The sequence below is a fragment of the Bradyrhizobium sp. CIR18 genome, assembly GCF_014198295.1.
GTDB lineage: Bacteria > Pseudomonadota > Alphaproteobacteria > Rhizobiales > Xanthobacteraceae > Bradyrhizobium.
Window position 1 is genome coordinate 115,274 of record NZ_JACIHF010000017.1, and the last position, 24,903, is coordinate 140,176.

The window sequence follows — 24,903 nt, forward strand, 5'->3', positions numbered from 1 at the left end:
CGGGACACAGGGAACATCACCCAAATCTCCACTCCGCCGTCTCCACCACGAGATCGACGAACGCGCGCACCTTGGCCGAGAGCAGGCGCGAGGTCGGGTAAATGATGTGGATCGGCAGCGCCGGCTGCTCATACTTCGCCAGCACGATTTTCAGCCGTCCGCGCTTCAGCCCCTCGGCGGCCTGATAGGCCAGCACGCGCGTCACCCCGCCGCTGGCTTCCGCGTATTGCAGGGCGGCGTCGGCGCTGTTGCTGATGAAGCGGGGCGATGGCGTGACCTCGATGTCGCGGCCGTCCTGCACGAAGTGCCAGCTGGCGGAGGGGCCGAACTGGATGGTCTGGTGTTCGAGCAACGCGTCCGGCGTCTTCGGCTCGCCGTGGCGCTTCAGATAGCCCGGCGTCGCCACCACGATCCGTCGCATCTCGCCGACCTGGCGCGCTACCAGCGAGGAATCGGCGAGATGACCGATCCGCACCGCGACATCGACGGCGTCCTCCACGAGATTGACGAGGTGATCCGACAAGCGCAATTCCCCGCCCACCTCGGGATAGCGCTTGAGATAGTCGGTCATGACCGGCCCGACATGCAGCCGGCCGAAGCCGACCGGCGCCGATACCACCAACCGTCCGCTCGGCCGGTTGCGCTCCTCCCGCGCGGAGCCGTCGGCCTCCTCGACATCGGCGAGGATGCGCCGCGCGCGCTCCAGATAGCGCGTGCCGACGTCGGTCAATCTCACCTGCCGGGTGGTCCGCTGCAACAGCCGGGCGCCGAGATGCTCCTCCAGCGCCGCGATCAGCCGCGTTACCGCCGAGGGCGACAGGCGCAGCTTGCGCGCCGCCGGCGCGAAGCCGCTGAGATCGGCGACGGTGACGAAGGCGTGCATGGCTTCGAGGCGGTCCATGTCATTATTGCATATATCGCAATGATGAAGTGTCAAGCGGGTAGATTGTTTTAGCTGCCGTGAGGTCCACTTTGGTCGTCGAAAGACGCAGCAATGCGCCGGAATCTTCAGGAGATGTTCCGATGACTGCAGTTCACACCTATGCCAGCGATGTCGCGTTCTCGCCGGCGGTGAAGACGATCCAGGCCCGCAAGGGCTCGCGCGAGGGTTATGCCCACGCCGAGCAGCGTGGATGGCGCACTGAGGTGGACGAGAACCTCGCCGCATTCCTGGCTGACGCCACCAGCTTCTACTTTGCGACCGCCTCGGCCGATGGCCAGCCCTACATCCAACACCGCGGCGGCCCGAAGGGCTTCTTGAAGGTGCTGGACAAGCAGACGCTGGCTTTCACCGATTATGCCGGCAACCGGCAGTACATCACCCAGGGTAACCTGTCGGAGAATCCCAAGGCCTACATTTTCGTGATGGACTACGCCCATCGCCGCCGCGTGAAGATCTGGGGCGAGGCGCGCGTGGTCGAGGACGACGAGGCGTTGACGACGTCGCTGATGCCGAAGGGCTACCGCGCCCGGCCGGAGCAGGTGATTATGTTCAAGATCGCAGCCTGGGACACCAACTGCCCACAGCACATTCCGCAGAAATTCGATGCGGGTGATGTGGCGGCCGCGCTGGCGGCGAGGGATGCGAGGATTGCGGAGCTGGAGGCGGAGGTCGCGGCGTTGAAGGGAGAGAAGGCGAGTTGATTTCAGACACGACACGCTCGGTGCACCCTCTCCCCTTGTGGGAGAGGGTGGCTTCGATGCGAAGCATCGAAGCCGGGTGAGGGGTTTCTCTCCTCACGGAAGTTTTGCGAGTCGAGAGAACCCCTCATCCGGCGCTTCGCGCCACCTTCTCCCACAAGGGGAGAAGGGAAGAGGGGCTCACTGCAAAATCAGATCGCGCTCTCGCCTTCGTGCTGGAAGCCGAGATAGCTCGCCGCGACACGCTCGTTCGCGGCGATGTCGCTGGCCTTGCCGGAGAGCACGAACTCGCCGAGCTCCATCACATAGGCCTGGTCCGCGATCTTCAGCGCGGCCTGGGCGTTCTGCTCGACCAGCAGCACGGAGACGCCGCTGGCGCGGAGTTCGGTGACGATGCGGAAGATGTCGGCGACGATGATCGGCGCGAGGCCGAGGCTCGGCTCGTCCAGCATGAGGAGCTTCGGCTCGCCCATAAGCGCGCGGCCCATCGCGAGCATCTGCTGCTCGCCGCCCGAAAGCGTGCCGGCGAACTGCTTGCGCCGCTCCTTCAGCCGCGGGAACAGCGTGTAGACGCGCTCCATCGAGGCCTTCGCCTTGCTCCGCTCGATGCGGAAAGCACCCAATTCGAGATTGTCCTCGACATTCATGGTCACGAACAATTCGCGGTGCTCCGGGACGAGGCCAAGCCCCATCGCGACACGGTCCTCGATGTCGAGCCGGGCGAGATCCTGGCCGGCAAAGGTGACGCGGCCTTTCAGCGGCAGGATGCCCATGATGGCGGACAGCAGCGTGGTCTTGCCGGCGCCGTTGGCGCCGACGATGGTGACGATCTCATTCGCGCCGACCTCGAGCGAGACCGAGCGCACCGCCTCGACCTTGCCATAGGCGACATGGGCGTCGGTGACGGACAACAGCGCGCTCATGCCGCCACTCCGAGATAGGCCTTGATCACTTCGGGATTGGTCTTGATCGTGGCGGGCGTGCCCTCGGCGATCTTGGTGCCGAAATCGAGCACCACGATGCGGTCGGCGAGGTTCATGACGAAGCCCATGTCGTGCTCGACCAGGAGGACGCTCATGCCGCCGTCGCGCAAGTCACGCAGCAGCTTGGCGAGCTGCTGCTTCTCCATGTGGCGCAGGCCGGCGGCCGGTTCGTCGAGCAGCAGCAGCATCGGGTCGACGCAGAGCGCGCGGGCGATCTCGACGATGCGCTGCTGGCCGAGCGAAAGGCTGCCTGCGAGCTGATGCATCTGGTCGGCAAGGCCGACACGCTCGATCTGGCGGGCGGCCTCGGCGAGCAATTTGGCCTCGTCGGCGCGGTCGAGCCGCAGCATCGAGGCGATCGGGCCGGAATGGCCGCGCAGATGCGCGCCGATCGCGACGTTCTCCAGCACGGTCATGTCAGGGACCAGCTTCACATGCTGGAAGGTCCTGCTGATGCCGAGCTTGACGATCTCCTGCGGCGGCGCCTTGTCGACTTTCTTGCCGAGCACCGAGACCGAGCCTGACGTGGCCGACAGCACGCCGGTGATCAGGTTGAAGGTCGTGCTCTTGCCGGCGCCGTTCGGGCCGATCAGCGCGACGATCTCGCGAGCCTGGACGTCGAAGGAGACGTTGTTGACGGCGACCACGCCGCCGAACTGCTTTCGCGCCTTGTCGACCTGGAGCAGGATGCTGGAGTGGCCGGGCGCGCGGGGGCGCTGTTCCAGCTTCAGCGAGGTGTCGGGCTTCTTGCCACCGGAGCGCTCGGGCAGGAAGGACATCAGCCACGGCCAGAGGCCGCCCGGCGCGAGCTGCAACAGCGCCACCAGCATGATGCCGAACACGATGGTCTCGACCTGTCCGGAGCCGGGCAGGATCAGCGGCAGATAGCTCTGCAGCACCTCTTTCAGCACCACGACGATCGCCGCGCCGAGCACGCCGCCCCAGACATAGCCGGCGCCGCCGACCACCGCGATGAAGAGATATTCGATGCCGGCCTGTGCGCCGAACGGCGTCGGGTTCACCGCGCGCTGGAGATGGGCGTAGAGCCACCCCGAGAGGCCCGCGAGCACTGCGGCATGGATGAACACCAGCAATTTGGCGCGCGGCGTGTGCACGCCGAACGCCTCGGCGGCGACGTGGCCGCGCCGGAGCGCACGGATGGCGCGGCCGGTGCGGGAATCCAGCAGGTTCATGGTGAGCAGGGCCGAGAGGATCACGGCGACCCAGATCGCGTAATAGATCGAGCCAGGCGAGAGCATCTTGAACGTGCCGATCGACAGCGGCGGGATCGCCGAGATGCCGTCGTTACGGCCGAGAAACTCCAGCTTGCTGAAGAGATAGAACAGCCCGAGCCCCCAGGCGAGCGTGCCGAGCGGCAGATAATGGCCGGAGAGGCGGACGGTGATCAGCCCGAGCAGCACTGCCAGCGATCCGCTGACCAATAGCGACAGCGGCAGCGTCAGCCAGGGCGACAGGCCGTAGGCCGTCGACAGCACTGCGGTGGTATAGGCGCCGAAGCCGACGAAGGCTGCTTGTCCAAAGGAGGTCAGGCCGCCGACGCCGGTCAGCAGCACGAGGCCCATCGCGACGAGGGCGGCGAGGCCGATATTGTCGAGCAGCACGATCCAGAACGGAGGCATGCCGGGGACGAACGGGATCACGGCCATGACGGCTGCGAAGATGATGATGGGAAGGCGGCTCTGCATTTCAGCCTCAGTCCTTCTCTTCTTCGACGGCGGGCGCGGCGAGCGAGCGCAGCAGCAACACGGGGATCAGCAGCATGAAAACGATCACCTCCTTGTAGTTGGAGGCATAGAAGGACGAGAACGCCTCGACGAGGCCGACGACCAGCGCCGCGGCGGCGGTGAGGGGATAGCTGACGAGGCCGCCAATGATCGCGGCGACGAAGCCCTTCAGGCCGATCAGGAAGCCGCTGTCATAGTAGAGCGTCGTGATCGGCACGATCATGATGCCCGACAGCGCGCCGATGACGGATGCCAGCAGGAAGGCGATCTGCCCCGACAGCGTGGTGCGGATGCCGACGAGCCGCGCCCCCAGCCGGTTCACGGCGGTCGCGCGCAACGCCTTGCCGTAGAGGGTCAGGCCGAAGAACAGCCAGAGGGCGACGATGAAGGCGATGGTGATGCCGTAGACGGTGAGGCTCTGGCCGGTGAAGCGCAGCGAGCCCGCGGTGAACGCGCCGGACAGCACGGCAGGTCCGCGCTGGCCTTCGGCGCCGAAGAACAGCAGGCCGAGGCCCTGCAGTGCCAGATGGACGCCCACGGATGCGATCAGCAGCACCAGCACGGAGGTGTGCGCCAGCGGCTGGAATGCGACGCGGTAGAGATAGAGGCCGATCATCGCCACGATCACCAGCGACAGCGCGATCGAGACCGCGACCGGCGGCTTCTGCGCGGCGAAGTACACCGTCAGCGCCAGCACGATGGCCGGCAGCACGATATTGGTGAGGGCGCTGCGCACGATCAGGCGGCCGTGCAGCGCCTTGCGCGCGACGAGCAGGTCGAAGGCGAAAGCGCCGATGCCGAGCGCCAGCGCGAGCTTGGCCGTGCCCGGCATCTGGCCCGCGGCCAGCGAGGCATAGGTCAACGCGCCGTAGGTGACGAATTCGCCCTGGGGAATGAGAATGACGCGGGTGACGGCGAACACCAGCACCAGCGCCAGGCCGAGCAGCGCATAGATCGCGCCATTGGTGATGCCGTCCTGCACCAGGAACAGCATGATGGTGGTATTCAAGACCGGACGCTCCCCCTTAAGATTACGGACCGGTCCCCTCGATCGCGGTGGACGGTCCGCTCACAGCCATTGAAAAACGCATGCGATATTTGATATGGTCCATAACAATTATCAAATATAACATCAAGGGCGGGAACGATCCCTCCCGAATTTAGCGGGATTATGAGCACGAGGCGATGACCGTTTCCAAAGCCGCTGAAAAGTCCGCTGAAAAGCCTGCCGACACGGCCAAGGGCCGCAAGGACGCGGCCGAGGTGCAAGGTCAGGGGGCTGGCGAAGCGCTCCAGCTCGGCGAGCTCTCGGAACAGCTCGGCTATGTGCTGAAACGGGCGCAGCTCAAGGTGTTCGAGAACTTCCTGCGCTGCATGGCCTCGCTCCAGCTCACGCCGGCGCAGTTCTCCGTGCTGCTGCTGGTCGAGAAGAATCCGGGCCGTAACCAGACCGAGATCGCCTCCACCCTCGGCATCCTCAGGCCGAACTTCGTGGCCATGCTCGACAATCTCGAGAGCCGCGACCTTTGCGCGCGGATTCGCTCCACCAACGACCGCCGCTCGCACATCCTGGTGCTGACCGACAAGGGCAAGGCGGTGCTGGCCCGCGCCAAGAAGCTGGTCGCCACCAAGCACGAGGCCCGGCTGAACGAGCTGCTCGGGCAGGCCAATCGCGAAGCCCTGATCGCGATGCTCGCGAAGGTCGTGAGCGAGTTCTGAACTCGGCTGTCATCGCCCGGCTTGACCGGGCGATCCAGTATTCCAGAGACGGCACGGCTGGAATCGAGAAGCCGCGGCGTACTGGATTCCCCGCTTTCGCGGGGAATGACACCGTTGCTGGGGCAGGCGCCTCAATCCACCAAAAGCACCCTGATGTCGTTCACGTTGGTCAGCGTCGGGCCCGGCAGCAGCAGGTCGCCGGTCGCCTCGAAGAACGTCGTGGCGTCGTTGTTGTCCAGGTACGCTTGCGGCTGAAGCCCCTGCGCCTTCATCTTTGCGAACGTCGTCGCGTCGATCAGCGCGCCGGCGGGGTCGGTGGGGTTGCCGGCGCCGCCGTCGGCGCCGTCGGTGTCGCCGGCCAGCGCCGAGATGTCGGGCGTGTCCTTGAGCAGGGCGGCGAGCGCCAGCGCGTATTCCTGGTTCGGCCCGCCGCGCCCATTGCCGCGCACGGTCACCGTGAGCTCGCCGCCGGAGAGAATCGCGAGGCGCTTGCCTTGCGCGCGCGCTTGCAGCGCCAGCCTGGCGTGAGCGGCCGCGACCTCGCGTGCCTCGCCTTCGAGATCGGCGCCGAGGTCGATGGTCTCGTAACCGGATTCGCGCGCGAGCTTCACCGCGGCGTCGAGCGACTGCTTGGGCCGCGCGATCAATTCGAAATGCGCGCGCGCGAAGGCGGCATCGCCGGGCTTGCAGCTTTCATTGGCGGGATCGTCGAGCGCGCGGCGCACGGCATCGTCGATGTCGAGCTTGTATTTCGCGACGATGGCGCGCGCATCGGCCAGCGTGGTCGGATCAGGCACGGTCGGACCGGAGGCGATCGCGGAAGGATCGTCATGCGGCACGTCCGAGATCGCGAGCGTCACGATCTTGGCGGCATTCTTGCCGGCGCGTGCGAGACGGCCGCCCTTGATCCGCGACAGGTGTTTGCGCACGACGTTCATCTCGCCGATCGGCGCGCCCGAGCGCAGCAGCGCCTTGTTGACCGCCTGCTTCTGCGCAAAGCTGATACCGTTGCTGGGCGCGATCCAGTTCGCCGAGCCGCCGCCGGTGAGCAGCACCAGGAGCAGATCGTCCGGCCCGGCCTCGCCTGCGAGCGCGAGCGTGTCGGCCGCGCCCTTGAGGCCAGCCTCATCCGGCACGGGATGCCCGGCCTCGACCACGCGGATGCGGCGCGTCGGCACGCCGTAGCCGTGGCGCGTGGTGGCGATGCCGACGAGCCGCTCCGGCGCCAGCTTGAGCGTGTCGAGATAATGCCGTTCGGCCGCTGCGGCCATGGCGCCGGCGCCCTTGCCGGCGGCGAGGCAGATCACGCGTCCTTTCGGCGCGGGCCCCAGGTGCGGCGCCAGCACCACATTGGGATGGGCGGCGGCAACGGCGGCGTCGTAGAGCGCGCGGAGCAGGGGACGGCGGTCGGTCATGACGATGGCCTTCGGCAGACGGAACAAACTGGCGGCAAACGCCGCCGTTCCCCCTGCCTAGCGCATCGGCGGCCAAAGCGTAAGCCGGCTGTGTCATCATTCGAATATGCAATCGCGTGATCATAATCGCCGCGTAGCAAAAAGCCCTCCGCGATGATTTCGCGGAGGGCCCTTTTGAACATTGCGATCCGGCTGGAGGCTAGCCGCCGGCGTCAGCGCTGATGACGTCGCCGAACAGATCCCACTTCTCGCCCTTGAACTTCATGAGCTGAAGCGAGCTGATCGGTGCGAAGTCGTTCGCGCCGGTGTTGATCTTGATGCCGGGCAGCAGCACCTCGGTGCGGAAGTCCTTCAGGCTCGCCGCCTGCTTCATGACGTTCTCGCGCGTGAGATTGTCGCCGCACTTCTTCAGCGCCTCCACCAGCGTCTGCGCCACGCCGTAACCGACGATGGTGCCGCCGTCGAGCTTGTCACCTTCAGGGAAGTATTTCGTCATGAACTCCAGGAAAGCCTTCATGCCGGCGTCGTCCTTCCACTGAGGATCCGACACGTCCTTCAGGTAGGCAGCCGAAATGATGTCCTGCGAATTCTCGAAGCCGGCGGGCTTGATCACGCTGCCGACCGAGGCCGAGACGTTGTTGAGGAAGTGGGTCGGCTTCCAGCCGATTTCGGAGATCTTCTTGATCGCCTGTGCCGCGAACTTCGGTGTGGTGATGTTGATGAAGACGTCGGCGCCGGTCGCTTTCATCTTCACGATGTGATTGTCGATCGTCGGCTCGGAGGTCTCGTAGCTTTCCTCCAGCACGATCATGCTCGCGGCCTTGGCGCCGAGCCCGTCTTTCAGGCCCTTCAGGTAGTCCTTGCCGTAATCGTCGTTCTGGTAGAGCACGCCGATCTTGGCATTCGGCATCTCCTTCAGGATGTATTTCGCGTAGATCTGCGTCTCGCTCTGGTAATTTGGCTGCCAGCCCATGGTCCAGGGGAAGTTCTGCGGATCGTTCCATTTGGTGGCGCCGGTCGCGACGAACAGCTGCGGCACCTTCTTCGAGTTCATGTATTTCTGAATGGCCGAGTTCGGCGGCGTGCCGAGTGAATTGAAGATCAGCAGAACCTCGTCGCTCTCGACCAGCTTGCGTGCCTGCTCCACCGTCTTCGGCGGCGAATAGGCGTCGTCGTAGGAGACGAAATTGATCTTGCGGCCGTTGATGCCGCCCTCTTCGTTGATCTTCTTGAAATAGGCGGCTTCGGTCCGCCCGATGATGCCGTAGGCGGAGGCCGGTCCGCTGTAGGGCATGATGTTGCCGATCTTGATCTCGGTGTCGGTCGCGCCGGTATCGTATTTCTTCTGGGCCGATGCAGTGGAGGCCGAGGCCGCAATGAGCGCAAGCGCCAGTGATGCGGCTGCAAGCTTGCCGGTGACAGCGGGCATTCCTATCTCCCTATTTTCTTGATGTGTGTGCGCCCCTTTTCTTGTCTCGATTTTTTTGGCGACGCTGCCGCAATTCAATACGATTTGGCTGGTGCCTTCAACAGAAAGCCCCAGCGACGGCGTCGCAGGGGCTGCGTCTTTAGTAGTCAGGGACCGCCGGCCCTCGTGTGCGACTGCGAGAAGGTCCAGCTGTCTTGGGTTGTTTAACCAATCAGTGAACGATTTTGGGTTGCGCCGCTTCAGTGGCCCATCTCGCTGGAGATGATGTCGCCGAACAGCTCCCATTTCCGGCCCTTGAAGCGCATCATCTGCAGCTGCTCGATCGGGGCGAAATTGTCCGGTGCGGTGTTGATCCTGATGCCGGGCAGCAGCGTGTCGGGCTCGAAATCCTTCAAGGAGGCTGCCTGCCTCATGACGTTCTCGCGGGTGAGGTCGTCGCCGCACATCTGCAGCACTTTCACCATGGTCTGCGCGGCGGCATAGCCGAATACGACGCCGGCATCGAGCTTGTTGGCCTTAGGATCATATTGCGCGAGGAAGTTATAGAATTTCTTCATGCCATCGTCGGCACTCCACTGCGGGTCCGAGCCGTCCTTGGTGTAGCTCGCCGACAGCAGGCCTTGCGAGATCTCCAGGCCCGCCGGCTCGATCACGCCGCCGACGGAGGCCGAGACATTGGAGACGATGTGGACCGGATGCCAGTTGATCTCCGCCGCCTTCTTGATCGCCTGCGCGGCGAATTTCGGCGTGGTGATGCTGATGAAAACGTCGGCGCCCGAAGCCTTCAGCTTCACGACGTGCTCGTCGATGGCGGGCTCCGACGTGTCGTAGGCCTCTTCCAGCACGATCATCGAGGCCTTGGGCCCGAGGCCATCTTTTAACCCCTTCAGATAGTCCTTGCCGAAATCGTCGTTCTGGTAGAGCACGCCGATCTTTCCGTCCGGCTTCTCTTTCATGATGTATTTGGCGTAGATGCGCGCCTCGCTCGCGTAGCTCGGCTGCCAGCCCATGGTCCAGGGATACTGCCTGGGATCGTTCCACTTCGAGGCGCCGCTCGCCACGAACAATTGCGGCACCTTCTTCTCGTTCATGTATTTGCGGATGGCGCCGTTGGTGGACGTGCCGAGCGATCCGAAGATCAGCAGCACCCCGTCGCTCTCGACCAGCTTGCGCGCCTGCTCCACCGTCTTCGGCGGTGAATAGGCGTCATCATAGGAGATGAACTTGATCTTGCGCCCGTTGATGCCGCCCTCGGCATTGACCTTGCGGAAATAGGCTTCTTCGGCCTTGCCGATCGCGGCGTAGGCCGAGGCCGGGCCGCTATAGGGCATGATGTTGCCTATTCTGATCTCGGTATCGGATGCGCCGCTGTCGTACTTCTTCTGCGCGAGTGCCGGGCTGCTCATCGCAGTGCACAAAGCGAGCGCGGTCCAGAGGGCCGCAACCTGAAAACGAACGGCGGACATTGTTCTCCTGCCCCAAGTTGGATCGGCGCCGCATTGAACAAGATTGGCGCCTGCCGTCAACAAGAAGCCCCCGCGATTGCTCGCGGGGGCTTCTCGAGGGTCGGACTATTGCGTCAGCGTGTCACTCGGAGGCGACGTCGCCGCTGATGATCTCGCCGAACAGTTCCCACTTCTCACCCTTGAAGCGCTGCATCTGCAGCTGCGCAATGGGGGCGAAGTCGGTAGCGCTGGTGTTGATCTTGACGCCGGGCAGGAGCGTATCCGGCGCAAAATCCTTCAGCGAAGCCGCCTGCTTCATGAGATTGGCGCGGGTGAGATCGTCACCGCACATCTCCAGGACCTTGGCCAGGGTCGAGGCCGCGCCGTAGCCATAGACCATGCTGGTGTCGGACTTGTCGGCACCCGGCATGTACTTGTCGACGAACTCGTTCCACTTCTTCATGCCGGGGTCGTTGGCCCACTGCGGATCGGTGGAGTCCTTGGCATAGGCCGCCGACAGCACGCCCTGTGCATTCTCGAAGCCGGCGGGCTTCATCACGCTACCGACCGAGATCGAGACGTTGGTGAGGATCTGGAGCGGCTTCCAGCTGAGCTCGGCCGTCTTCTTGATGGTCTGGGCCGCGAATTTGGGCGTCGCATAGATCAGCAGCACGTCGGGATTGGCGGCCTTGATCTTGACGATATGGCCGTCGATCGACGGCTCGGACACCTCATAGCTCTCTTCCATGATGATCATGGACGCGCCCTTGGCGCCGAGACCGTCCTTGGTGCCCTTGAGGTAGTCTTTGCCGAAATCGTCGTTCTGATAGAGGATCGCGACCTTGGCGTCGGGCTTCTCCTTCATCAGCCATTTCGCGTAGATCTGGGCTTCGCTCTGGTAGGACGGCTGCCAGCCGATGGTCCAGGGGAAGTTCTTCGGATCGTTCCACTTGGTGGCGCCGGTGGCGACGAACAGCTGCGGGATCTTTTTGGCGTTGAGGTACTTCTGGATCGCGCTGTTCGAGGGCGTGCCGAGCGGATTGAACACGGCCAGCACCTCGTCGCTCTCGACCAGCTTGCGGACCTGCTCGACTGCCTTCGGCGGTGAATAGCCGTCGTCATAGGTGACGAAGTTGATCTTGCGGCCGTTGATGCCGCCCTTGTCGTTGATCATCTTGAAATAGGCTTCTTCGGTCTTGCCGATGATGCCATAGGCCGACGCCGGACCGCTGTACGGCATGATGTTGCCGATCTTGATCTCGGTATCGGACGCGCCGGTGTCGTATTTCTTTTGGGCCAGTGCAGCGCCGGAGGTGAGGGCAATGGCCGCCGTTGCCGTGACCAGCGCGGCGGCTCGCAGTGTTCTTCCAAAATACAATTCGATCTCCTTCTTTAGTCCAACAGGCTTCAGTTTTTCTTGAGTTTGCCGGCGAATTGCTGGCCCAGGATCGCGATCTGCCTGGCGCCGTGCGGCACGAGGTAGATGACGAGGAACAGGAGCACGCCGAACACGGCGCCGGAGAGGCCTTTTGAGATGCTCTCCGCCATGTTCGGCACGAAGATGATGAAGGCCGCGCCGACGAACGAGCCGGGCAGCCAGCCGACGCCGCCGACGACCATGCCGAGGAACAGCGAGATCGCGAGCGTGATGGTGTAGCTGTCGGGTGCGACGAACTGCACCGCGATGGCGCCGAGCGAGCCGGCAACGCCGGTGATGCCGGCGGACACGCCGAACGCCAGCGTCTTGTACAGCGCGACGTTGACGCCCATCGAGGAGGCCGCGATCTCGTTGTCGCGGATCGCCATGAAGGCGCGGCCAGAGCGGGAGCGCAACAGGTTCACCGAGAAGATGTAGATCGCGATCGTGACGATGAGCGTGAAGTAGTACAGCCACGTGTCCTGCGACATCGGCAGGCCGAACGGCGCGTCGGGCTTGGTGACGACGAGGCCCTGCACACCGCCGGTCCAGTGTTCCAGGAAGTTCAGCTTCAGCAGCTGTGGCATCGCGGTCGCGAGTGCGAAGGTCGCGAGCGCGAGATAGACGCCCGAGAGCCGCAGCGCCGGTTTGCCGAACAAGTACCCGAAGCCGAAGCAGACCACGGCGGAGATCGGAATGGTCAGCGCGTAGTTGATGTTGGCGTGCTCCATCAGCACCGCCGACGTATAGGCGCCGACGGCGTAGAAGGCGCTCTGGCCGAGCGAGAACTGGCCGGAGCCGCCCGTCAGGATGTTCAGCGCCAGCACGGCGAGCCCGTAGATCAGGAGCATCGTCATCTGGAAGATGACGAAGTTCTTGACGAACATCGGCACGATCAAAAGCGCCGCGAGCACCACCAGCGAGGTGCCGGTGCCCAAGGTCATGGCCCGCTTCGGAACCGCCTCGACCGCCTGGTGGCCTTCTGCAACGACTTCTTCTGCAGCGCTCATGATCAAACTCGCTTGACGATGTGCCGGCCGAACAGGCCAGCGGGTTTGACGACCAGGACGGAGATGATCAGCGCAAGCGCGATCGGGAGTTTCAGCTCGTTGCCGACGCCGGGGATGTAGGTGCCGGCGAGGTTCTCGAAGACGCCGACCAGGAAGCCGCCGACCACGGCGCCGAACGGGCTGGAGAGGCCGCCGAGCACCGCCGCGGCAAAGCCGTAGATCAGCACGCCGCCCATCATGTTCGGCTCGAGGAACACGACCGGTGCGATCAGCATGCCGGCGATCGAGCCGATCGCGGTCGCCATGCCCCAGCCGAGCGCAATCATCCAGCTGGTGTTGATGCCGACGAGGCGGGCCGATTCAGGCACGGAGGCGGCCGCGCGCATGGCAAGACCGATCCGCGTGTACTGGAAGAAGAAATAGAGGCCGAGCAGCAGCAGCACGGTGACGCCGATCATGCCGGCCTGGTGGGTCGAGATCAGCTGGCTGCCGAGGAACGGCGCGGAGCCGAACGGGGTCGGGTATTGCTTGATGGTGAAGTCCCAGATCAGGCCCGCCGAGGAGTTGATGATCGCGAACAGCGCGATGAAGCCTGCGACGTTGGTCAGAACCGGTGCCTTTGTCAGCGGCTTGAACAGGATCCGCTCGATCGCGATGCCGGCGACGAAGGAGAAGGCCAGCGTGATCACGAAGGCGGCCCAATAAGGCACGCCCCACTGCATCAGCTGCCAGGAGATGAAGGTCGAGAACATCGCCATCTCGCCCTGCGCGAAGTTGAGATGGTCGATGGCCTGGTAGATCATGACCACGGCGAGCGCCATGCAGGCGTAAATCGCGCCCGTGGCAATGCCGGCCAGGACCTGGTTGGTGAACAGCTCCATTGTCCCGGCTCCCTCAGTAACCCAGATAGGATTTGCGGATTTCTTCGTTGTTCGCGATGTCCTTGGCGTTGCCCGACATCACGATGCGGCCGGTCTCGATCACATAGGCTTGGTCGGCGAGCTCCAGCGCGAGCTGGGCGTTCTGCTCGACCACCAGGATCGACACCTTGTCCTCGCGGTTGATCTTGCCAAGGATGCCGAACAGGTCGCGCACCACCAGCGGCGCGAGGCCGAAGGAGGGCTCGTCCAGCAGCATCAGCCGCGGCCGCAGCATCAGGGCGCGGGCGACCGCGAGCATCTGCTGCTCGCCGCCGGAGAGTGTGCCGGCCTGCTGGGTGTGGCGCTGTTTCAGCACCGGGAAATGCGCATACATGCGCTCGATGTCGGAGACGATGCCGGCGCTGTCCTTGCGGGTGATGGCCCCGAGCTGGAGATTCTCCTCCACCGTCATGGTGGTGAAGGTGCCGCGGCCCTGCGGCACATGGGCGATGCCGAACCGCACGATGCTCTCGGTGGAGCGGTTGTTCAACGGCTTGCCGTCGAACTCGATGCCGCCGGTGGAGCGCACCATGTTGCAGATGGCGCGCAGCGTGGTGGTCTTGCCGGCGCCGTTGGCCCCGAGCAGCGTCACCAGCGAGCCCTCGTTGAGCGAGAAGGACAGGCCATGGAGCGCCTGGACCTGGCCGTAATAGGCGCGCAGGTCCTTGACGTTGAGCAATGTCGTCATTGGTCCTTGCTCCCGAGATAGGCCTTGATGACGTCGGGGTCCGCCTGCACCTGGGCCGGCGTGCCCTCCGCGAGCTTCTTGCCGAAATTCAGCGCGACGACGTGGTCGGCGATCGACATCACGAGTCCCATGTGATGCTCGACCAGCAGCACGGTCATGTGGCGCTCGTCGCGGATCTTGCGGATGAGATCGCCGAGCACGTAGACCTCTTCGTGGTTGAGGCCACCGGCGGGCTCGTCGAGCAACAGGATCTTCGGATCGGCAGCCAGTGCCCGGGCCAGCTCGACGCGCTTCTGCGTGCCGAAGGGCAGGCCGGAGACCACGGTGTGGGCGACGTCCTCGAGGTCGAGATAGGCGAGGATCTCGTGCACCTTCTTGTTGACGCTGGTTTCGCTGCGGCGAACCCATGCAAGCTTCAGGGAGTCGCTGATGATGTCGCTGGAGGTCCTCGAATGCGCGCCGACGCGGACGTTATCCATCACCGAGAGGTTCGGAAACAGCGCCACGTTCTGGAAGGTGCGGCCGATGCCGATCTCGGCGATCCGGTGCGGCGGCCGCGTCAGGATGCTCGCACCCTCCATCAGGATGTCGCCGGATGACGGCTGGTAGAGCCGGGACAGGCAGTTGAAGAGCGTGGTCTTGCCGGCGCCGTTGGGGCCGATCAAGCCGAGGATCTGGCCCTTGTGCATGTCGAAGGACACGCCGTTGAGCGCGATGATGCCGCCGAACACGACGCTGACGTCGCGAACCGCGAGCAGGGGCGATGTCCCCTGCGCGAGCTGTGCCTGCGTCATCTCGTCTCGCTCACGGCATTCAGTGAGCGAAGGAGCGATGTGAACCGCTCCCGATGATGACAAAGGCTATCTGAATCCCTCGGCCACACGCGCAACTTTTCCTCCTGATTTCAGCTTTTTGCTGACGTCTTTTTTGGAATGCGGCATTAGACCCCCGAGCGCCGCTTCGATGTTCCTTACCATCGCTAAGAGACGCGGTCCAATGTCGTTGATCAAACGCTCTTCCGTGAAGCGGAATGCGGGCGCGCCGCAATTGAATGCGTAGGGACCGGTTCCGTCGTTGAGCCTGAGTGCGACGCCGGCGGCGCCGATGTCGTCGTGCCAGTCGCCCACGGAGATCGCAAAACCATATTTCGCGACGGTTTCGCCGGAACGTTCCAGCCCGTCGCGCATCTTGGGCCAGCGGCTGCCGTAATGTTCGCGCAAGAGGCGGGACAGGTCTGCGCGGTCCGCGTCGTCGAGCGCCCAGAAATAGGCGCGGCCCATCGCGCTGGTTGCAATCGGCACGCGAGAGCCGACGTCAAGTTGAACCCCGACAGTCTCGCTGCCGCGACTTTGCCCGAAATAGATCATGCTGTGGCGGTCGCGGCCGCCGACGGCGACGGCACCGCCCGTCGCGCGCATCACTTCCTCGCGGAACGGCTCGGACAAATGCCGAACGCCGAGATTGGCGAGCGCGGCGTAGCCGAGCGACATCGCCGCGGGTGTGAGCTGATACTTCTCGAAGCGGGGAACCGGCGCAAGATAGCCCAGCTTGGTCAAGGTGTAGGTCAGCCGCGACACTGTCGGCTTCGGCAGATTGGTGCGAGCCGCAATCTCCTGATTGCCGAGAAGGCCGTCATTGGGGTGGAATGCGCGCAATACGTCCAGTCCGCGGGAAAGCGCGACGACGAAATTCCGATCGGTCGCAGTCTTCTTTCCTGTACGCTTCATCCCTGATCTGCTTCTTGCGCGGAGTCGTTGACAAGCCACGTGCTTCAAAATAACCCTGCCGTCAAGATGCGGAATTAAATTCCGCACCGCGAAATCGAACAAAAGTAGATCCCCACCAAGGAGGGAACACCGTGAGCGAAGTGGTCAAGCTTGAGCGTCATGACGAAGTCGGGATCGTCACGGTCGACAGCCCTCCGGTCAACGCGCTGAGTGCCGCGGTCCGCGGCGGCATCCTGGAGTGCATCAAGGCTGCGATTGCCGATCCCGCCATCAAGGGCATCGTGCTGACCTGCGCCGGCCGCACTTTCATCGCCGGTGCCGACATCACCGAATTCGGCAAGCCGCCGAAGGCGCCCGCCCTCAACGACGTGCTGTCCGAGATCGAGAATTCGCCCAAGCCCGTGGTTGCCGCGATCCACGGTACCGCGCTCGGCGGCGGCCTCGAGGTCGCGCTCGCCTGTCATTTCCGCGTCGCGGTGAAAGAGGCCAGGCTCGGCCTGCCCGAGGTGAAGCTCGGTCTTCTGCCGGGCGCCGGCGGCACCCAGCGCCTGCCGCGCGCGGTCGGTCCCGAGCTCGCCGTCAAGATGATCGTCGGCGGTGATCCCATTGGTGCGGCCGAAGCGCTCAAGAACGGCCTGATCGAGGAAATCATCGAGGGGCCGGCATCCGGCGGCGAAGCCTTCGTGCGAAAGCTGCTGGCCGAGAAGCGTCCGCTGCGGCGCCTGCGCGACGACGATTCCAAGATCGCGGCGGCCAAGGCCGACCGCTCGATCTTCACCAATGCGGTCGCCGCCATGACCAAGAAGTCGCGCGGCCTGGAGGCGCCGTTCGCCGCCGCCGACGCCGTGGGCTACGCCATTGACCTACCCTTCGACGAAGGCCTGAAGAAGGAGCGCGAGGGCTTCCTGAAGCTCGTCGCCAGCGATCAGTCCAAGGCGCAGCGTTATGCGTTCTTCGCCGAGCGCGAGGCTGCCAAGATCGCGGGCGTTCCTGACGGCACCAAGTCGCGTCCCGTGAACCGGGTCGCCATCCTCGGCGCCGGCACCATGGGCGGCGGCATCGCGATGTCCTTTGCCAATGCCGGCGTTCCCGTCACCCTGATCGAGACCGGCGAGGAGCAGCTCAAGCGCGGCATGGGCATCATGCAGAAGAACTGGGAAGCGACCGCGGCGCGCGGCGGCATCCCGGCCGACGCGCCCGCCAAGCGCATGGCGCTGATCAACGGCGTCGTCGGTATCGAGAATGTCGGCGATGCCGATCTCGTCATCGAAGCCGTGTTCGAGACCATGGCGGTGAAGAAGGAAGTGTTCGGCAAGCTCGACCAATACGCCAAGCCCGGCGCCGTGCTCGCCTCCAACACCTCGTATCTCAACATCGACGAGATCGCGAAGTCGACCAAGCGTCCGCAGGACGTGCTCGGCATGCACTTCTTCTCGCCGGCCAACGTCATGAAGCTGTGCGAGATCGTGCGCGCCGACAAGACCGCGCCGGACGCGCTGGTGACTGCGGTGACTATCGCGCGAAAAATCGCGAAGGTGCCGGCCGTGGTCGGCGTCTGCGACGGCTTCGTCGGCAACCGCATGCTCGCCCAGCGCGGCAAGCAGTCCGAGAAGCTGCTGTTCGAAGGCGCGCTGCCGCAGCAGGTCGACGCCGTGGTGACGAAGTTCGGCATGCCGATGGGGCCGTTTGCGATGGGCGACCTCGCCGGCCTCGACATCGGCTGGCGCTCGCGGAAAGACCGCGGCATCAAGTCGGAGATCGCGGACGCGCTGTGCGAGGCCGGCCGCTTCGGCCAGAAGACCGGCAAGGGCTACTACAAGTACGAAGCCGGCAGCCGCTCGGCGCTGCCCGATCCCGAGGTCGAGAAGCTGATCGACGAGACGCTTGCCCGTCTCGGCCGCAAGAAGCGCGTCGTCAGCGACGACGAGATCCTCGAGCGCATGATGTATCCGATGATCAACGAGGGCGCGAAGATCCTCGAAGAGGGCATCGCGGCGCGTCCCTCCGACATCGATGTGGTCTGGCTCTATGGCTATGGCTGGCCGATCTATCGCGGCGGCCCGATGTTCTGGGCCGACAGCGTCGGTCTCAAGCACATCGCCGATCGCCTGGCCTTCTATGCCAAGGAGACCAACGACCCGAGCCTCGAGCCCGCACCGCTGCTGAATAAGCTCGCGGCTGAAGGCAAGACGTTTGCGTCGCTGGCCGCTGCGTCGAAGGCGGCGTGATCGGATTGGGTGCTGCTGCGATGTCGCGCTCCGGGCAAAGCTCTCTCCGTTCCCTCCCCCCTTTTGGGGGAGGGGCAGGGAGGGGGGTGGCCCGGGGCGAGATCGGAATTTGTGGCTATCCCCTTCCCCAACCCTTCCCCACAAGGGGGAAGGGAGCCCGTCCGCCGGTGCCCACCTCACACGACCCGGCGACTACCGTTTTGCAGAGTATCGATCGCCAATGACCCATCCCGGCGAACAGTTCTATCCCGAGGGCGTGCGGTGGGACGACACCCTCGTCCAGGGCACGCTGCCTGACCTGCTGTCGAAAGCTGCCGCCGATTACGGCCCGCGCACCGCTCTGGAATTTCGAGATCGCCCGATCACATACACGGAGCTCGCAGCTCAGGCCGAGCGTGCGGCGGCGGCGTTACTGCGCGCCGGCTGCGGCAAGGGAACGTCCATCGCGCTGTTTCTGGGCAACTCGCCGGACCATCCCGTCAATTTCTTCGGCGCGCTGAAGGCAGGCGCCCGCCTCGCGCATCTGTCGCCGCTCGACGGCGAGATCGCGCTGACGCACAAAATCTCGGACTCCGGCTCGCGCCTGCTGGTCACCTCGAACCTTGCGGCGCTGCTGCCGACCGCGCTGAAGTTTTTGGAGAAGGGGCTGATCGACCGTCTCGTCGTCTGCGAGGACGATCATTGGGGCAAGATCGGCACGCCGCAGGCGGCGATCCCGGATGATCCCCGCATCGTCACCTTCAAGGCCTTCACCGAGGGCGCGACCGCGCCGGCCCAATGGCCTGTCGTAACGGCCGACGACGTCGCGCTGCTGCAATATACCGGCGGCACCACCGGTCTGCCCAAGGGTGCGATGCTCACCCACGGCAATCTCACCTCGGCAGTGTCGATCTACGACGTCTGGGGCAAGCCGGCGCGCGCCGCGCGCGGCGAGACGATCGAGCGCGTCATCTGCGTGCTGCCGCTGTTCCACATCTACGCGCTGACCGTGGTGCTGCTGTCCTCGCTCAGCCGCGGCAATCTGGTCTCGCTGCATCAGCGCTTCGACGTCGAAGCCGTGATGCGCGACATCGAGGTCAAGCGCGCGACGTATTTTCCGGGCGTGCCGACGATGTGGATCGCGATCGCCGCGCTGCCGGATCTGGACAAGCGCGACTTCTCCTCGCTCGCGACCATCGGCTCCGGCGGCGCGCCGCTGCCGGTGGAGGTCGCGAGCTTCTTCGAGCGCAAGGTCGGCAAGAAGCTGCGCAGCGGCTGGGGCATGACCGAGACCTGCTCGCCCGGCACCGGCCATCCGCCAACGGGGCCGGACAAGCCCGGCTCGATCGGCCTGATGCTGCCCGGCATCGAGCTCGACGTCGTCGCTCTCGATGATCCCAAGCGCGTGCTTGCGCCGGGCGAAGTCGGGGAGATCCGCATCAAGGGCCCGAACGTCACCAGGGGCTACTGGAACAAGCCGGAGGGATCCACGGACGCCTTCGTCGACGGCCGCTTCCTCACCGGCGACATCGGCTATGTCGACACCGACGGCTATTTCTTCCTGGTCGACCGCAAGAAGGACATGATCATCTCCGGCGGCTTCAACGTTTATCCGCAGATGATCGAGCAGGCGATCTACACCATTCCGGGCGTGCACGAGGTGATCGTGCTCGGCATCCCAGACCAGTATCGCGGCGAGGCCGCCAAAGCTTTCATCAAGCTGAAGCCGGACACAAAGCCGTTCACGCTCGACGAGCTGCGCGCGCAGCTCGCCGGCAAGCTCGGCAAGCACGAATTGCCGGCCGAGGTCGAGTTCGTCGACGATCTGCCGCGTACGCCGGTCGGAAAATTGTCGCGCCACGAATTGCGCCAGCAGCAGAAACCGTCACAATCCACTAAAACCGCATCAGGAGCTCGTTCTTGACCGACGCCGTCATCGTTTCCACCGCCCGCACCCCGATCGGCAAGGCCTATCGCGGAGCGCTCAACGCCACCGAGGGGGCAACTCTGCTCGGCCACGCCATCGGCGAAGCCGTCGCGCGTGCCAAGGTCGATCCGAAGGAGATCGAGGACGTCGTGATGGGCGCGGCGCTGCAGCAGGGCGCGACCGGCGGCAACATCGCGCGCAAGGCGCTGCTGCGCGCCGGCCTTCCCGTCACCGTCGCCGGCACCACCATCGACCGGCAATGCGCCTCCGGCCTGCAGGCGATCGCGCTCGCCGCGCGCTCGGTGATCTTCGACGGCGTCGAGATCGCGGTCGGCGGCGGCGGCGAGTCGATCAGCCTCGTGCAGAACGACAAGATGAACGGCTTCCACGCCCAGGACCCGGCGCTGCTCAAGATCAAGGGCGAGGTCTACATGCCCATGATCGACACCGCGGAGATCGTCGCCAAACGCTACGGCATTTCGCGGGAGCAGCAGGACGAGTATTCGCTGGAGAGCCAGCGCCGCACTGCGGCTGCCCAGCAGGGCGGCAAGTTCAAGGAGGAGATCGCGCCGATCACGACGCAGATGGCAGTCACCGATAAGGCGACCGGCGCCGTGTCGATGAAGGACGTCACGCTGTCGCAGGACGAAGGTCCGCGCCCCGAGACCACGATCGAAGGCCTCGCCGGCCTCAAGCCCGTGCGCGGTGAGGGCTTTTCGATCACCGCCGGTAATGCCAGTCAGCTCTCCGACGGCGCCAGCGCCTCCGTCATCATGAGCGACAAGGAAGCCTCGAAGCGCGGCCTCAAGCCGCTCGGCATCTTCCGCGGCTTCGTCTCCGCCGGCTGCGAGCCGGACGAGATGGGCATCGGCCCGGTCTTCGCCGTGCCGCGCCTGCTTAAGCGCCATGGCCTCACCGTCGACGACATCGGTCTCTGGGAGCTGAACGAAGCCTTCGCGGTGCAGGTGCTGTATTGCCGCGACAAGCTCGGCATCGACCCCGACAAGATCAACGTCGACGGCGGCGCGATCGCGGTCGGTCATCCCTACGGCATGTCCGGCGCGCGCCTCACCGGCCACGCTTTGATCGAAGGCCGCCGCCGCAAGGCGAAATATGCGGTGGTCACCATGTGCGTCGGCGGCGGCATGGGCGCGGCCGGCTTGTTCGAGGTTTTGCAGTAATTCACAGGAGGATCCGATGGATCTCGCATTCACGAAAGAAGAGCAGGCGTTTCGCGAGGAAGTGCGGCAGTTCTTCCGCGACAACGTGCCGCCGGATACGCGGCGCAAGATGGTCGAGGGGCGTCACCTCAGCAAGGACGAGATGGTGACGTGGTGGCGCATCCTCAACAAGAAGGGCTGGGGCGTCAGCCATTGGCCCAAGCAATATGGCGGCACCGGCTGGACCAGCGTGCAGCACTACATCTTCAACGAGGAGCTGCAGTCCTATCCGGCGCCGCAGCCGCTCGCCTTCGGCGTCAGCATGGTCGGCCCCGTCATCTACACCTTCGGCAACGAGGAGCAGAAGAAGCAATATCTGCCGCGCATTGCCAATGTCGATGATTGGTGGTGCCAGGGCTTCTCCGAGCCGGGCTCCGGCTCCGACCTTGCCTCGCTCAAGACCAAGGCTGAGCGCAAGGGCGACAAGTGGATCATCAACGGCCAGAAGACCTGGACTACGCTCGCCCAGCACGCCGACATGATCTTCTGCCTGTGCCGCACCGATCCCGGCGCCAAGAAGCAGATGGGTATCTCCTTCATCGTGTTCTCGATGAAGTCGAAAGGCGTCACGGTGCGCCCGATCCAGACTATCGACGGCGGTGTCGAGGTCAACGAAGTCTTCTTCGACGACGTCGAGGTTCCCTACGAAAATCTGATCGGCGAGGAGAACAAGGGCTGGGACTACGCAAAATTCCTGCTCGGCAACGAGCGCACTGGCATCGCCCGCGTCGGCGTCTCCAAGGAGCGGCTGCGCCGCATCCGCGATCTCGCCGGCAAGGTCGAATCCGGCGGCAAGCCGATCATCCAGGACGCCGCGTTCCGCGAGAAGCTCGCGGCTTGCGAGATCGAGCTGAAGGCGCTGGAACTCACTCAGCTCCGCGTCGTCGCCGACGAAGGCAAGCACGGCAAGGGCAAGCCCAATCCGGCCTCCTCGGTGCTGAAGATCAAGGGCTCCGAGATCCAGCAGACCACCACCGAGCTGCTGATGGAAGTGATCGGCCCCTTCGCCGCGCCCTACGACGTGCATGGCGACGACGGCTCGAACGAAGCCATGGACTGGACCGCCCAGATCGCGCCGAGCTACTTCAACAACCGCAAGGTCTCGATCTACGGCGGCTCCAACGAGATCCAGCGCAACATCATCGCCAAGGCGGTGCTGGGGCTGTGAGTCAACAATGACGGTGTCGTCCCCCGCGAAGGCGGGGGACCCAGTACGCCGCGGCGGTCGTGAGTACGGCAGGCGGCTGCGTTTACTGGATCCCGCCTTCGCGGGGATGACGTCTGAGGGTGAGGCGACGGCAGGGCAATTCCCGCCGACTTGGAGAGAAACATGGATTTTGATCTGAACGAGGAGCAGCGGCTTCTCAAGGAAAGCATCGACGGCCTGCTGACCGATTCCTACGATTTCGAGCAGCGCAAGAAGTACATGAAGGAGAAGGGCGGCTGGAGCAAAACCGTCTGGCTCAAGCTTGCCGAGCAGGGCCTGCTCGGCCTGCCCTTCAGCGAGGCCGATGGCGGCTTCGGCGGCGGCGGCGTCGAGACCATGATCGTGATGGAAGCGCTCGGCAAGGCGCTGGTGCTCGAACCGTATCTGGCAACGGTCGTGATCGGCGGCGGCTTCCTGCGCCATGCCGGCACCGACGCGCAGAAGGCCGCGCACGTGCCCGGGATCATCGACGGCAGCAAGACGCTGGCGTTTGCCCAGCTCGAGAAGAACTCGCGCTACGATCTCTTCGACGTCTCGACCACGGCGAAGAAGAAGGGCGACGGCTGGGTCATCGACGGCGAAAAATTCGTCGTGCTCAACGGCGAGAATGCCGACACCTTGATCGTCACCGCGCGCACCAAGGGCGAGCGCCGCGACAGAAACGGCATCGGCGTGTTCCTGGTGCCGGCGAGTGCCAAGGGCGTGACCAAGAAGTCGTATCCGACCCAGGACGGCCTCCACGCCGCCGACATCACGCTCACCGGTGTCGACATCGGCCCCGATGCCGTGCTCGGCAATCCCGAGGATTCGCTCGCGCTGGTCGAGCGCGTCGTCGATGAAGCCCGCGTCGCGCTCTGCGCCGAGGCGGTCGGCCTGATGGACGAATCGCTCAAGACCACGGTCGAGTACATCAAGACCCGAAAGCAGTTCGGCGTCGCGATCGGCTCGTTCCAGTCGCTGCAGCACCGGGCGTCCGACATGTTCGTGGCGGCCGAGCAGGCGCGCTCGATGTCGATGTTCGCGACCATGGCGAACGATTTCGAGAACGCCAAGGAGCGCTCCAACGCCATCGCCGCGGCCAAGGTGCAGATCGGCAAGTCGCTGAAATTTGTCGGCCAGCAGGCCATCCAGCTCCACGGCGGCATCGGCATGACCATGGAGGCGAAGATCGGCCACTACTTCAAGCGCCTCACCATGATCGAGAACTCGTTCGGCGACACCGATTACCACCAGCGCCGCGTCGCCGATGGTGGCGGGTTGATCTGAGGCCAAGCAACGACTGTCATCCCCCGCCAAAGCGGGGGATCCAGTACGCCGCGGCTTCTCGATTCAAGCCGCGCCGCCTCTGGAATACTGGATCGCCCGGCCAAGCCGGACGATGACACCGAGCAAGTTCAATCAACGGAGGCAACAACAATGAAAAACACCCCGTTCGATCTCACCGGCAAGGTCGCCGTGGTCACCGGCTCCAGCCGCGGCATCGGCCGCTCTTCCGCCGAACTGCTGGCGAAACTCGGCGCCAAGGTCGTGGTCTCCTCGCGCAAGGCTGACGCCTGCAAGGAAGTCGTCGACGGCATCATTGCGGCTGGCGGCGATGCCACCGTCATCCCCTGCAACATCGCGCGCAAGGCCGAGGTCGAGGCGCTGATCGCGGGCGCCACCAGGCATTACGGCAAGATCGACATCCTCGTCTGCAACGCCGCGGTGAATCCCTATTACGGCCCGCTGCTCGACATCACCGACGAGGCCTTCGACAAGATCATGGGCTCGAACGTCAAGAGCAACATCTGGCTCTCCGCGCTCGCGATTCCGCAAATGGCCGAGCGCGGCAACGGCTCCGTCGTCATCATCTCCTCGATCGGCGGCTTGCGCGGCTCCACCGTGATCGGCGCCTACGGTATCTCGAAAGCGGCCGACTTCGCGTTGTGCCGCTCGCTCGCCGGCGAATGGGGCCCGAAAGGCGTCCGCGTCAACTGCATCGCGCCCGGCCTCGTCAAGACCGATTTCGCCCGCGCGCTGTGGGAAGACGAAGCCATGCTGAAGCGCCGCACCGCCACCACGCCGCTGCGCCGCATCGGTGAACCCGACGAGATCGCCGGCGCAGTGGCGTATCTGGCTTCCGATGCCTCGAGTTTCATGACCGGCCAGACCATCGTCATCGACGGCGGCGTGACCACGGCTGCGGTGTAGCCTTTCAACGACT

General features: G+C 64.6%; 21 protein-coding genes. 8 read left to right on the top strand and 13 right to left on the bottom strand.

All coding sequences use genetic code 11. The features are described 5' to 3' along the window. Positions 1 to 16: 16 nt before the first annotated feature. Positions 17 to 901 (bottom strand): LysR family transcriptional regulator, encoded by an 885-nt coding sequence (locus tag GGD65_RS34475; protein WP_183238136.1) that lies wholly within the window; start codon positions 899 to 901, stop codon positions 17 to 19. Positions 902 to 1,023: 122 nt separating this feature from the next. Between GGD65_RS34475 and GGD65_RS34480 the strand changes: the two genes are divergently transcribed. Next, a complete protein-coding gene (locus tag GGD65_RS34480; protein ID WP_183238137.1) occupies positions 1,024 to 1,644 on the top strand; it encodes a pyridoxamine 5'-phosphate oxidase family protein in 621 nt (206 codons plus the stop codon). Positions 1,645 to 1,832: 188 nt separating this feature from the next. Here the strand turns inward: GGD65_RS34480 and GGD65_RS34485 are convergent, their stop codons facing one another. The 3 genes from GGD65_RS34485 to GGD65_RS34495 are packed head-to-tail and all read right to left on the bottom strand — an operon-like array spanning position 1,833 to position 5,378. Beyond that, positions 1,833 to 2,564 carry an ABC transporter ATP-binding protein gene (locus GGD65_RS34485; protein WP_018318834.1) on the bottom strand — a complete coding sequence of 244 codons (732 nt, stop codon included), beginning with the start codon at positions 2,562 to 2,564 and terminating at the stop codon, positions 1,833 to 1,835. Then, positions 2,561 to 4,330 (bottom strand): ABC transporter permease subunit, encoded by a 1,770-nt coding sequence (locus tag GGD65_RS34490; RefSeq protein ID WP_183238138.1) that lies wholly within the window; start codon positions 4,328 to 4,330, stop codon positions 2,561 to 2,563. The genes GGD65_RS34485 and GGD65_RS34490 overlap by 4 nt, the downstream gene beginning before the upstream one ends. Positions 4,331 to 4,337: 7 nt before the next feature. Continuing rightward, complete coding sequence (locus GGD65_RS34495) at positions 4,338 to 5,378, bottom strand: branched-chain amino acid ABC transporter permease (protein WP_183238139.1); 1,041 nt, start codon at positions 5,376 to 5,378, stop codon at positions 4,338 to 4,340. Between the two features lie 176 nt (positions 5,379 to 5,554). On the opposite strand from GGD65_RS34495, the gene GGD65_RS34500 reads away from it, so the two are divergent. Beyond that, positions 5,555 to 6,088 (top strand): MarR family winged helix-turn-helix transcriptional regulator, encoded by a 534-nt coding sequence (locus GGD65_RS34500; protein WP_183238140.1) that lies wholly within the window; start codon positions 5,555 to 5,557, stop codon positions 6,086 to 6,088. A gap of 131 nt (positions 6,089 to 6,219) precedes the next feature. Here the strand turns inward: GGD65_RS34500 and GGD65_RS34505 are convergent, their stop codons facing one another. From GGD65_RS34505 to GGD65_RS34545, 9 genes are all read right to left on the bottom strand, one after another. Then, positions 6,220 to 7,503, bottom strand: coding sequence for a glycerate kinase (locus tag GGD65_RS34505; protein WP_183238141.1), 1,284 nt, complete (start codon positions 7,501 to 7,503; stop codon positions 6,220 to 6,222). A 199-nt stretch (positions 7,504 to 7,702) separates the two neighbouring features. Then, on the bottom strand, positions 7,703 to 8,932 hold the full coding sequence (locus GGD65_RS34510; protein WP_092254319.1) for an ABC transporter substrate-binding protein: 1,230 nt from the start codon (positions 8,930 to 8,932) through the stop codon (positions 7,703 to 7,705). A gap of 239 nt (positions 8,933 to 9,171) precedes the next feature. After that, the gene (locus tag GGD65_RS34515; RefSeq protein ID WP_183238142.1) at positions 9,172 to 10,398 is read right to left on the bottom strand and encodes an ABC transporter substrate-binding protein; all 1,227 of its coding nucleotides are present in this window, start codon (positions 10,396 to 10,398) and stop codon (positions 9,172 to 9,174) included. 121 nt (positions 10,399 to 10,519) lie between these two features. After that, positions 10,520 to 11,755 (bottom strand): ABC transporter substrate-binding protein, encoded by a 1,236-nt coding sequence (locus GGD65_RS34520; protein ID WP_092254323.1) that lies wholly within the window; start codon positions 11,753 to 11,755, stop codon positions 10,520 to 10,522. 29 nt (positions 11,756 to 11,784) lie between these two features. After that, a complete protein-coding gene (locus tag GGD65_RS34525) occupies positions 11,785 to 12,804 on the bottom strand; it encodes a branched-chain amino acid ABC transporter permease (protein WP_026202077.1) in 1,020 nt (339 codons plus the stop codon). 2 nt (positions 12,805 to 12,806) lie between these two features. Then, positions 12,807 to 13,685, bottom strand: coding sequence for a branched-chain amino acid ABC transporter permease (locus tag GGD65_RS34530; RefSeq protein ID WP_018318825.1), 879 nt, complete (start codon positions 13,683 to 13,685; stop codon positions 12,807 to 12,809). 13 nt (positions 13,686 to 13,698) lie between these two features. Then, positions 13,699 to 14,412 (bottom strand): ABC transporter ATP-binding protein, encoded by a 714-nt coding sequence (locus GGD65_RS34535; protein ID WP_018318824.1) that lies wholly within the window; start codon positions 14,410 to 14,412, stop codon positions 13,699 to 13,701. Beyond that, positions 14,409 to 15,206 (bottom strand): ABC transporter ATP-binding protein, encoded by a 798-nt coding sequence (locus GGD65_RS34540; RefSeq protein WP_018318823.1) that lies wholly within the window; start codon positions 15,204 to 15,206, stop codon positions 14,409 to 14,411. Before GGD65_RS34540 ends, GGD65_RS34535 begins: the two co-directional genes overlap by 4 nt. 66 nt (positions 15,207 to 15,272) lie before the next feature. Further along, positions 15,273 to 16,139: an IclR family transcriptional regulator gene (locus GGD65_RS34545; protein WP_026202076.1), complete on the bottom strand. Its 867-nt coding sequence runs from the start codon at positions 16,137 to 16,139 to the stop codon at positions 15,273 to 15,275. A 131-nt stretch (positions 16,140 to 16,270) separates the two neighbouring features. Between GGD65_RS34545 and GGD65_RS34550 the strand changes: the two genes are divergently transcribed. The 6 genes from GGD65_RS34550 (at position 16,271) to GGD65_RS34575 (ending at position 24,890) form a co-directional block, all read left to right on the top strand. Then, on the top strand, positions 16,271 to 18,367 hold the full coding sequence (locus GGD65_RS34550; RefSeq protein ID WP_183238143.1) for a 3-hydroxyacyl-CoA dehydrogenase NAD-binding domain-containing protein: 2,097 nt from the start codon (positions 16,271 to 16,273) through the stop codon (positions 18,365 to 18,367). A 220-nt stretch (positions 18,368 to 18,587) separates the two neighbouring features. Then, the gene (gene pimA, locus GGD65_RS34555; RefSeq protein WP_183238144.1) at positions 18,588 to 20,270 is read left to right on the top strand and encodes a dicarboxylate--CoA ligase PimA; all 1,683 of its coding nucleotides are present in this window, start codon (positions 18,588 to 18,590) and stop codon (positions 20,268 to 20,270) included. After that, complete coding sequence (locus tag GGD65_RS34560; protein WP_018318819.1) at positions 20,267 to 21,454, top strand: acetyl-CoA C-acyltransferase; 1,188 nt, start codon at positions 20,267 to 20,269, stop codon at positions 21,452 to 21,454. The genes pimA and GGD65_RS34560 overlap by 4 nt, the downstream gene beginning before the upstream one ends. 16 nt (positions 21,455 to 21,470) lie before the next feature. Further along, the gene (pimC, locus tag GGD65_RS34565) at positions 21,471 to 22,661 is read left to right on the top strand and encodes a pimeloyl-CoA dehydrogenase large subunit (protein WP_018318818.1); all 1,191 of its coding nucleotides are present in this window, start codon (positions 21,471 to 21,473) and stop codon (positions 22,659 to 22,661) included. A 162-nt stretch (positions 22,662 to 22,823) separates the two neighbouring features. Beyond that, positions 22,824 to 23,966 (top strand): pimeloyl-CoA dehydrogenase small subunit, encoded by a 1,143-nt coding sequence (gene pimD, locus GGD65_RS34570; RefSeq protein WP_183238145.1) that lies wholly within the window; start codon positions 22,824 to 22,826, stop codon positions 23,964 to 23,966. Between the two features lie 150 nt (positions 23,967 to 24,116). After that, the gene (locus GGD65_RS34575) at positions 24,117 to 24,890 is read left to right on the top strand and encodes an SDR family NAD(P)-dependent oxidoreductase (protein ID WP_179738022.1); all 774 of its coding nucleotides are present in this window, start codon (positions 24,117 to 24,119) and stop codon (positions 24,888 to 24,890) included. Positions 24,891 to 24,903 lie beyond the last annotated feature (13 nt).